The following is an 8,832-nucleotide window of genomic DNA, read 5'->3' as shown; positions in this document are numbered from 1 at the left end:
TTCGGCGAGCGATTCACGCAGGCGCGTGGATAACCTGTTGTTCAACCGCCTCGCCCACAAAAATGCGGACAGGTTCCAACACAACTTCAACCAGCGCCTCCCGAGCAATCGGGCAGGCGCTTTTTTTTCGTCCAGAGGAAAGCCGGCCGGTTTTCTCGATGATTCCGGCGCGCGACTCCGGCGCGCAGTCCTACACTGAACCTGTTTCTCGCGCTTCTGCGCATCGACCCAGCCGCATCGGCTTCGCCCTTGCGCATTTCTCTCACCGACAACGTGTCGGCTCCCCTGTCAGGGCAATCTCCCTGACGGGCGATTGCCCTCTTTTTTGAGGCAATCGTCATGTTCAAGCTTCTCATCTCTGTCCTGCTTCTCGCGTCCCTGACCGCGTGCGCTTCGTACGACTTCGGGTCTCCCGACGTCTACCAGCGCTATGACGTTCAGCGCGCGGGAGAAATCGAGGCGGGCACCGTCGTCAGCGTGCGCGGCATCACGATCACCAACGAGTCGGACCGTTCCGGCCTGGCGTCGCTGCTGAGCGCGGGTGTTAGCGCATTTCTCGGCTCCCGCACGATCGGTGGCGGCAACGGCCGGTACATCGCCGGCGCGCTCGCCGGTGCCGGTGCCGCCTACGTTTCGCAGCGTTTGTCGGAATCGCTTGCGCGTCACGCTGGCCTCGAGGTCGTCGTACGCACGGGGTCCGGTCGGACGTTGGTGGTCGTTCAATCCGACGAGCAACGCTTCGCCCCCGGCGATCGCGTGATGCTCGTCAGCAGTTCTTCCGGCATGCGCATCACGCGCTGAGCCGCTCAATCGCCGGCAGCCGCCGGCTTCTTCCTGCATAGCGAGGTTCCCGTCCGGGGCCTCGCTTTTTTCATTCCGAGGGCAAGATGTTCAAGGTACCGAAAGTTCTTTATGCGGACCGGCGCGCGGGTGGCGTCGCGTCCGATGCTGCATTGACCCACCACGCGACGCGAATGCTCCACCGTGTCGCGCGCGATCTGCGGTTGCGCGCGGGCGAGCACGAGGTGGTGGCTGAGCCGGCGAAGGCCGGCCGCGGCTGCCGCGTCACGTTGCGCACCAGCCGGATGATGCTCGAAGTTGCGGATTCGTCCTCGCGTCAACAAGTTGCGGTGTCGTTCCGCACGCGGCGGGGTCACCACGACCTGTCGGGTGGCGGCGACAACGTCGTGCCGCTCGCGCTGCTCGACACGGACGAGGGCTACCAGGCATTGCTTGGTGGCCTGCGGCTCGTGGACGGTCTCGATAGCGACCGGCGATAGGGGGCTTGATGCAATTCGTCGACGTCTGCATTGAGTACCCTTCGGGGGTGACGATCATCGATCGCGGGTCCTATGACGCGGATCTTGGCATGGTCTATGTCTCGGCCCGCGTCCGCGCCGTCCTGGCGGTAGTGCAGGACAGCGAGTCGCCGCCGGCGATCACCGCATCCTGGGACGGGAATGAGGCCAAGCTCATTCAATCGACGGGCGACAGCTTTGCTGTCGTCTCGGTGGTGCCGCCGGCGGCCTCGTCGCGGTCCCGCTTGGGTACGCGGCTTGTTCGCGCGTCCTGGTCGAAGGACCAGCGGCAGCAGTTCGGGCGGTTCTGTCACACGCTGACGGTCTCGTCGATCGTCGGCTTAGTCGGCTACGTGCACGCCATCTCGGAGTTCTCGATCTGGACCGCGATGAACGTCGCTGCTCTGGTCGTGATCGGTGTGATAACCTACATCGTAGGCATGGATTCCATGAACGGAGAATGAATATGTACTTCGGTCCTGTTGCACTGCTTCTGACGCTGGTGTTCTGCGGCTACGGCATCGTCGCATGCGAACGCGGTCGCAAGGCGGAGCGCGACCAACGTCGTTCTCTGCGTCACCACACGCATTAAATCGAACTGACGGCCGACCCACTGGGCGGCCGACTTCCTATTAAGGGCTGCACCTCTCGGTGTGGCCCTTTTTCTTTTTGGGGTTTCCATGTTTGAAGTTCTGGAGCAGCCGGTATTGCGGCCGCTGGAGGGGCATAAATTCGCCGGCAAGACAGTGGAAGAGGTCGCTCGTTACCTCGAGCAGGCGTTACAAGCTGCCGGCCTCGAGCCTGAATGGGTGATCGTTGCCAACCAATCGAGGTACGCGAACGAGGCCGTTTTTGGACGAAAGCCGTGGTCCAAGTGGCCTGTCGACGCTGAGCATCAGCGGCGTAGTTCCGTGTCGATTCAGCGCGGTACGGTGGAAGGGTGGATCGTGCATACCGACACTATTTGGCGCGATGCAGAACTCGGGGTTGGCCACTGGCGTACCCAACCGCTCATTCGCATGAAGACCCTGACGCGCTCCCATGCCTGGGCCGTCGCAGCGGTGGTTTCTAACGTGCTCGACATCGACTGACGCATCACTTTTCTTTCTCCCAATCCGGGGCAACCGCCCGGATGGGGTGGTTGCCCCTTTTGCAAGGACAACCACTGATGTACACGATCCATACTCCCAACGACGCGATCCACGTTGACACCCTCGCGCACGTGTTCCACGTGTTTTTCCACGACGCATCGCTGTCCGCGTACGAAACGACGGAAATCTCGTTGACGCGCGGTGGTACCGCGCTTCCGATCCTGCGCTACAACGGGATTTTGACGCTCCGCCAGCCGGGCACCGCCCACTCGATCTTCACCTCGCTCTTTGCTGAGCTTCGTGACCGCTGGTTCACCAAGGGCGGGACGCAGTCGCAGCCGTGGCAGCTTACTCGCAAGCGCTGGGAGATTTTCCAGTTCGTGTTCGAGCTGGCGAAGAAGCCTGCGTGGATGCTCTCCGGTCCGCAGCTGGAAGCCGAGGTCGACGCTGCGCGAGCCGCTGGCGGTCACTTTCACCTACCGGATGTTTGCGATCAGGTCGCCGTCAGCCTCTTCGGCTATTCATCGCAAGGACCGCGACTCTCTCTGTCGGGCCGGGTCAACGGCCGGCACGAGCTCCACGTTGCCTATGCTCTGTTTCAGGATCAGCCGATTCCTGACTCGGTGTTGGCGGACTATCGTGGGGACGCAAAGCACTTCCAATTCGACCTGCAGTGGTTCCCCGTCCTTCTGGAGGTTTCCGCTCTCCGTAACTCGCTCCCGTACAACGTCATGCAGTCCGCGGTGGCGATCTTCCGTCACGAGAAGCGGGCGATCGGCGCGAAGGTCGTCGCGGCGTTGCAGTCCGCTCCGGCTGACAGCACGTACGTCGACGTCGACGACCGGCTGTTCGCCGCTGGCCTTGTGGACAAACTGGACCTTCCGGAGCAATACCACCGCCCGGTGGATGTTGGTATAGCGATGTCTCCCGTCGCCGAGCGCTTGCGTGACCTGATTGGTGACGCCGTCCTGAAGAAGACGCTGGAAGACCTGGAGTCCGATCGGCAGAAGGGGCGGGTCTCTCAGCGCCAGTACGACCTGCAGACTGATATGGCCAAGCTGAATCGGGGACGTGGGACGTTCGAACGGCCGAACCAGTTTGCGGCCGCCGTCGAAGGCCGCGACGTCGCCACCCTGCTGAAGCTTTTGGATCGCGCGGATGGCTGGAACGACCAGAGCAAGCAGGTACTGCGCGAGCAGTTTGGGCTGTCGTTGCGTGGGTTGAATTCGTCTCGCCGGCGGCGCGCGATCTTCGCGTTCTGCGGCTTCAGTGAGGCGGCACAAGCCGAATGGGAGGCAAAGCAGGATGCCACCAAGGCGCAACGGCTCGCCGAAGAGGCCGCCAACGACGCGAAGGAACAGGCCGGCCGCGCCCGGTACCGCACACACGGCAGCGTCGTCATCACGGGCGTCGAGCATGTAGATCGTGCGATCGCTGACGGGTATTCCGAGATCCGCAGCTTTCGCCATGGTGCGGCGACGCGCTACGCATTGGCAAAGCCGGGTTCTACCGAGGGGCGAACGCTCCACGCGAAGAACGGCACGCTGGACTATGCGCGTTCCCGACTGACGCCGCTCGCGGCTTGATCGAGGAGCAGAACATGCGATTCGATCGAACGGTGCGTTACGAGGCCTACATCTGGACGCCTCGAAAGGAGCAAGCGTTTCTCAATCGGCACAAGCGTGTCGCTCGGAAGCTCGAGCGCGACTGCCCGTTGTTCGCAGACCAGCTCGCGCCGGCGCCCGAAACGGACGTCGAAGCGGAGAAGGCGCTGCGGATCGCCAGAGCCCGGAAGGGCGAGCAGCGAATGCGCGACCACGACGCAAGCGTATGGCGCAAGGGGCGCGCGTCGTATTTCGCGTGCGATCCGGAGGTGCGCGCGCGCATCATGGCTGAATGGCGAGTGTGGCCGGGACCGGCGACACCGTTGTACTTCGTCTACGTGGTCGAGAAGCACAACGGAGTAGGCGAAGAGCGAACGCGCAGGATGCGCGAAAGGGAAGCTGAGATCCGTGCCGAGGTCCTTCCGATGTTGAATATCCAATGCGATCTGCTTGCGACATGAGGGCTGGAACTTCAGCCAATTTCGAACAACCGGCGCCTCGTGCGCCGGTTTTTTTTCGACCATTCGCGGCGTGGCGGATTTAAAGCCGCTTGCTTTTCCCGACCTTTCCGGCCGGCGCGTGGCGGCGGGCCTCCTACACTGGCTTTACTCACCGCGTCATCGACGCATCGAATCCGCCGCAAAGCGGCCTTTTCCTGCCCCAGGGGATCACGTCCCGCAGGGCGTTGTTCACGGGGCGACACTTTCGAGGTCACCCATGAACCAACCTGACGTATCAACTTGCCTCCCACCGGACGCCGTCTCGATCGCTGAGATCGAGGTGGCGATCAACGTGTGGCGCAATCGCTCGCCGGCGCCGATCGGCCCCGACGAACTGCTCGTACTTTGCCCCGAGGCCCGCGTGCTCGCGGACGTCTACGGCGTGATGATCGTGACCCGCGAGACATGCGTGCCGCGATCGTCGTTGACCGACAAGCAGGTCGCCGCGCTCGCGGGCGCGCACGCCTAAGCTTCAAACAGCGTCTCCGGACGCATCGACACGCCGCATCGCGGCTTCTCAAATCGCCCCGCAGGGTCACGTCCTTGCTGGGCGCGATTTCCGTGGGGCTCTTTCATCTCAGGAACCCCCATGAAACTCTCTCCAGCACGTCTTACCAAGCTGCTTGCCGCCTATATCCCGAAACGCCTTCCGGTGCTGGTCTCCGGCCGGCCGGGTATCGGGAAATCTGACATCGTCGAGGCTGCCGCCAAGGCGGCCGAGCACGACCTCCTCATCAGCCACCCGGTTGTGGAAGATCCGACGGACTCGAAGGGGCTGCCGTTCCCGGCAGCCGACGGTTTGCATGCTCGTTTTCTGCCGTTTGGGGATCTCGAGCGCGCGCTGTCGGCAACGCGTCCGCTGGTCTGGTTTTTCGATGACCTCGGTCAGGCTTCGGCGGCCGTGCAGGCCGCGAAGATGCAGCTGCTGCTTGCCCGCAGGATCGGTGAGCACGTGCTGCCGGATTGCGTAACGTTTGTCGCCGCGACCAATCGGCGCAGTGACAACGCTGGCGTCAACGGGATTCTCGATCCTCTGATCTCGCGCTTCGCTGCTGTCGTCGAGCTCGAAACTACGATCGACGACTGGACGGCCTGGGCCGTTCGTCAGAATGTTCCGCCTGAGCTGATCGCGTTCCTTCGCTTCAGACCGGACCTGCTCTGGGAGGCGCGCACCAGCCGCGACATCGTTGCATCGGCAAGCCCGCGGAAATGGGGCTTTCTCGCCAAGACGATGGCGGCCGTGCCGGAAGATTTGCTGCCCGACGCGATCAATGCGACGGTCGGTGAGGGCGCCGGCGCCGAGCTGACCAGTTTCCTCGCGATCTATCGGGCGCTCCCCTCGGTTGACGGGATTCTCCTGAATCCAGACCTGGGCGCGATCCCCGAAGAGCCAAGCATTCTGTACGCGCTCACCGCGGCGCTCGCGCATAAGGCGAGCGATGGCAATTTCGAACGTGTCATGCGATATGCGGACCGTCTCGTCGGCGAAGGGCACCGCGAGTTCACGGCGCTCCTGGTACGTGACGCAACCGCGCGTAAGCCCGAGCTGCAAAATCACCACGCGTTTATCCGCGCAATGGGTGGGGAGATCGGCAAGATCATCTCCGGCAGCTGACCGCCACCATTTCCTGTTGTGCCTTTCCCTGATGCCACGGCCGATTTCGGCCCGTGGCTTTTTTTCGTCTCGTAATTCTCTGTCTATCTGGAGCTATCCATGAACATCACCGATCTGCAGTCCAAGGTCATGCTGTCGTCTACCGCGATTTCCACGTGGGTCGCCCGTCGCTACGACGGGAAAGTCACCGAAGAAGTCGAGAAGAATCACAAGGCTCGCGGCATCGGTCGTTTCAACAAGCGCCTGCTGCCCGAACATGCCCCGAGCTATGCGGAAGTCGTCTCGATCGGCGGCCGGATTCGCTCGTACTATTACGGCCGCACGCTGAAGTACGACCAGCTGGGGGTGCGTCTGCTGCCGACCATGGTCTACATGGAGGTGGCGGATCGCATGCGTGCCATGAAGGACGAGTTCGATCTCGCGGTGTCGATTTTCCTGACCGACTATCTCAACCTGAAGGACCGCGCGCGCGACGAGATGGGCACGCTGTACAACGAGGCCGACTATCCGTCGCTCGCCGAGCTGAAGGGCAAGTTCGGCGTCAAGCTTTCCGTTCTGCCGTTTCCGGACGCAAGTCAGTTCGGCGTCGACTTGCCGAATGACGTGCTGGCCGGTCTGCGTACGGAAATCGATCAGCACGCGCTCGCGTCAATCCAGACAGCGAACCGGGATCTGGTAGGTCGTCTGTACGAGGCCGTGTCGACGATGGGCAACCGACTGTACGCGTCGACCAACGTCCGTCTCGACGTCGCGAACCATGTTCGCGAGTTGTGCGAGCTGCTGCCGAAGCTGAACTTCACCGACGATCCGAAGCTGAAGCACATCCTCGAGCAGGCCAAGGTACACCTGGCCGCGCACGATGGAGCCGAGCTGAAAGAATCGAGGGTGCTTCGCTCGCAAGTGGCTGCGAAAGCGACTGAGATCGAAGACCTAATGTCTGCCTTCATGGGCGGCGCGCCGGCCGCGCCGATGACCGATCAGATCACCGATCAGTCTGCGCCGGTCCTGTCGTTCCTCGCTGCTGCGTGAGGTCGCGATGGACTCGCGCATTTCGAAGCAACGCACGGCACTGGTGCTAGACCACCCGTTCATCGGAGCGCTGGCGCTGCGGCTCAAAGTCCGTGAGGACCCGAGCTGCAAGACGTTCTGGACGGACGGCGAGTCGCTGGTCTACAACCCGGACTATGCCAAAGACCTGAACGACCTGGAGGTTCGAGGCGTTCTTGCGCATGAGGTATGGCACGTCGCAAAGGGACACTGCTGGCGCCAAGGTCATCGTGATCCGGAAGGCTGGAACGAGGCGTGCGACTATGTCGTCAATGCGATGGTGGTTGCTGCAGGGATGCAGCTCCCGCCTGGCGCGTTGATAGACCCCCGCTTCAAGGGGATGTCGGCCGAAGAGGTCTACGGCATTCGCCAGCACGAGAAGCGCCAGGCCGCGAAGAAACCGGGCGGCAAGCAGCCACCCGGAACCCAGCCGGGAAGCCAGCCTGCCAATTCGTCTGGCTCGCCGGGTTCTCAGCCGGCCAGCACGGCGGAGGACCCGGCGACCGAACCTGCGCCGTCTTGCGGGGAAGTTCGGCAGTATGCCGGGCCCGACAAGGCAGCCAAGGAAGCCGAGTGGAAAGTGGCCGTGCTTCAGGCTGCGAAGGCTGCGCAGGCATGCGGCAAGCTCGGCGGCGCGCTACAAGCCGCCGTCGAGCAGGCCGTAGCCGCGGTGGTCGACTGGCGTTCGCTCCTGCATCGCTTCGCGCAGGATGCGGCGCCGACCGACTATACGTGGGCGCAGCCGAACCGGCGTTACCTGCACTTCGGGATGTACTTGCCGTCGTTGGGCGAGCCGGCCGTAGGTGACGCCGTGTTCGTCCGCGACGCCAGCGGCTCGGTTTGGGACGAGACGCAGGCGCAGTTCACGGCCGAGATCCTGTCGGTTGCCGACGCGGTACGTCCGCGGCGGTTGATCGTGATCGACTGCGACGTGCGCGTGACGCAGGTGCAGGTGTTCGAGCGAGGGGAACCGGTCGAGCTGGCGCCGCTGAAGGGCGGCGGCGGCACGTCGTTCGTCGATCCGTTCCGACGGCTCGAGTGCGACGAGATCGAACCCGTGTTCCTCGTGTACCTGACCGACATGGAAGGTACCTTCCCGTCCAAGGAGCCGGCATACCCGGTCCTTTGGGCGTCGACGACGCCGATCAAGCGCGCTCGCCGCGCGCCGTTCGGCGAGACGATCGAAGTCGTGTGCTGAGCGGCAGCATGTCGGAAGCAATTTCCTGTAATACGCCCGGTCCTTGTGACCGGGCTTTTTTTCGCCCGCGCGACCGTGTGCCACGAGTCCGAGCGTTCAAGATGGGAGAAAGCTATACGTTTTTCTGGAGCATTTCGGGTTTGCCCCTTCAACCGGTTGCGCGTCGTGCGACGCACGGAACGCGTCGGCGCGTGCTTTCTCGGACACGCGAAAGCTGTTCGATTTAGCCTTTCTTTCGGGCGATTTGCGGATGTGCCAGCTTGAACAATAGCTGCATGTCTGAAATTGCCGAAAATCCCTTGCTGAAGGTCGCGCGACTCGAAGAGAACGCTGTACAGCTGTTCTTCGAGTCGCTGAAGCTCATCAAGTCGTACCTCGATTCCCCGACCGTCGCCGAGGTCATGAACCGCACCGGATTTTGTGGAGGCTCCAACTCTTGAGAGAATGGAGCCATGAACAAGAAGCCAAGCAAGTTTTCC

General features: G+C 62.7%; 12 protein-coding genes. 11 read left to right on the top strand and 1 reads right to left on the bottom strand.

The features are described from left to right. The 11 genes from SB786_RS35085 to SB786_RS35035 form a co-directional block, all read left to right on the top strand. Positions 1-199, top strand: a 199-nt coding sequence (locus SB786_RS35085; RefSeq protein WP_410731410.1) for a hypothetical protein, incomplete at its 5' end; no start/stop codon positions are given. Positions 200-339: 140 nt separating this feature from the next. Continuing rightward, complete coding sequence (locus SB786_RS35080; protein WP_176091228.1) at positions 340-801, top strand: hypothetical protein; 462 nt, start codon at positions 340-342, stop codon at positions 799-801. An 86-nt stretch (positions 802-887) separates the two neighbouring features. Beyond that, positions 888-1,280, top strand: a complete 393-nt coding sequence (locus SB786_RS35075) for a hypothetical protein (protein WP_410731409.1) — start codon at positions 888-890, stop codon at positions 1,278-1,280. 8 nt (positions 1,281-1,288) lie between these two features. After that, entirely contained in the window at positions 1,289-1,762 is a 474-nt protein-coding gene (locus SB786_RS35070; protein ID WP_212196002.1) for a hypothetical protein, read from the top strand. Positions 1,763-1,978: 216 nt separating this feature from the next. Further along, positions 1,979-2,389, top strand: coding sequence for a hypothetical protein (locus SB786_RS35065; RefSeq protein ID WP_212196003.1), 411 nt, complete (start codon positions 1,979-1,981; stop codon positions 2,387-2,389). Positions 2,390-2,466: 77 nt separating this feature from the next. Further along, on the top strand, positions 2,467-3,975 hold the full coding sequence (locus tag SB786_RS35060; protein ID WP_410731408.1) for a hypothetical protein: 1,509 nt from the start codon (positions 2,467-2,469) through the stop codon (positions 3,973-3,975). 14 nt (positions 3,976-3,989) lie between these two features. Next, a complete protein-coding gene (locus SB786_RS35055) occupies positions 3,990-4,454 on the top strand; it encodes a hypothetical protein (protein ID WP_410731407.1) in 465 nt (154 codons plus the stop codon). A gap of 256 nt (positions 4,455-4,710) precedes the next feature. Then, entirely contained in the window at positions 4,711-4,962 is a 252-nt protein-coding gene (locus SB786_RS35050; RefSeq protein ID WP_176091223.1) for a DUF3717 domain-containing protein, read from the top strand. Positions 4,963-5,082: 120 nt separating this feature from the next. After that, positions 5,083-6,108 (top strand): ATP-binding protein, encoded by a 1,026-nt coding sequence (locus SB786_RS35045; RefSeq protein ID WP_410731406.1) that lies wholly within the window; start codon positions 5,083-5,085, stop codon positions 6,106-6,108. 99 nt (positions 6,109-6,207) lie between these two features. Continuing rightward, the gene (locus tag SB786_RS35040) at positions 6,208-7,137 is read left to right on the top strand and encodes a hypothetical protein (RefSeq protein ID WP_176091221.1); all 930 of its coding nucleotides are present in this window, start codon (positions 6,208-6,210) and stop codon (positions 7,135-7,137) included. A 7-nt stretch (positions 7,138-7,144) separates the two neighbouring features. Then, positions 7,145-8,353, top strand: a complete 1,209-nt coding sequence (locus SB786_RS35035; protein WP_410731405.1) for a DUF2201 family putative metallopeptidase — start codon at positions 7,145-7,147, stop codon at positions 8,351-8,353. A 223-nt stretch (positions 8,354-8,576) separates the two neighbouring features. Here the strand turns inward: SB786_RS35035 and SB786_RS35030 are convergent. Beyond that, positions 8,577-8,832 (bottom strand): hypothetical protein (locus SB786_RS35030; RefSeq protein ID WP_410731404.1); only part of this gene is annotated, 256 nt, incomplete at its 5' end.

Source organism: Burkholderia sp. SIMBA_062 (assembly GCF_046534765.1).
Classification (GTDB): Bacteria; Pseudomonadota; Gammaproteobacteria; order Burkholderiales; family Burkholderiaceae; genus Burkholderia; species Burkholderia ambifaria.
This window is presented reverse-complemented; position numbering and strand designations above follow the sequence as displayed.

Coding starts and splice junctions, on each gene's coding strand:
- SB786_RS35080 (WP_176091228.1), top strand. CDS start 340: ATGTTCAAGCTTCTCATCTCTGTCCTGCTTCTCGCGTCCCTGACCGCG.
- SB786_RS35075 (WP_410731409.1), top strand. CDS start 888: ATGTTCAAGGTACCGAAAGTTCTTTATGCGGACCGGCGCGCGGGTGGC.
- SB786_RS35070 (WP_212196002.1), top strand. CDS start 1,289: ATGCAATTCGTCGACGTCTGCATTGAGTACCCTTCGGGGGTGACGATC.
- SB786_RS35065 (WP_212196003.1), top strand. CDS start 1,979: ATGTTTGAAGTTCTGGAGCAGCCGGTATTGCGGCCGCTGGAGGGGCAT.
- SB786_RS35060 (WP_410731408.1), top strand. CDS start 2,467: ATGTACACGATCCATACTCCCAACGACGCGATCCACGTTGACACCCTC.
- SB786_RS35055 (WP_410731407.1), top strand. CDS start 3,990: ATGCGATTCGATCGAACGGTGCGTTACGAGGCCTACATCTGGACGCCT.
- SB786_RS35050 (WP_176091223.1), top strand. CDS start 4,711: ATGAACCAACCTGACGTATCAACTTGCCTCCCACCGGACGCCGTCTCG.
- SB786_RS35045 (WP_410731406.1), top strand. CDS start 5,083: ATGAAACTCTCTCCAGCACGTCTTACCAAGCTGCTTGCCGCCTATATC.
- SB786_RS35040 (WP_176091221.1), top strand. CDS start 6,208: ATGAACATCACCGATCTGCAGTCCAAGGTCATGCTGTCGTCTACCGCG.
- SB786_RS35035 (WP_410731405.1), top strand. CDS start 7,145: ATGGACTCGCGCATTTCGAAGCAACGCACGGCACTGGTGCTAGACCAC.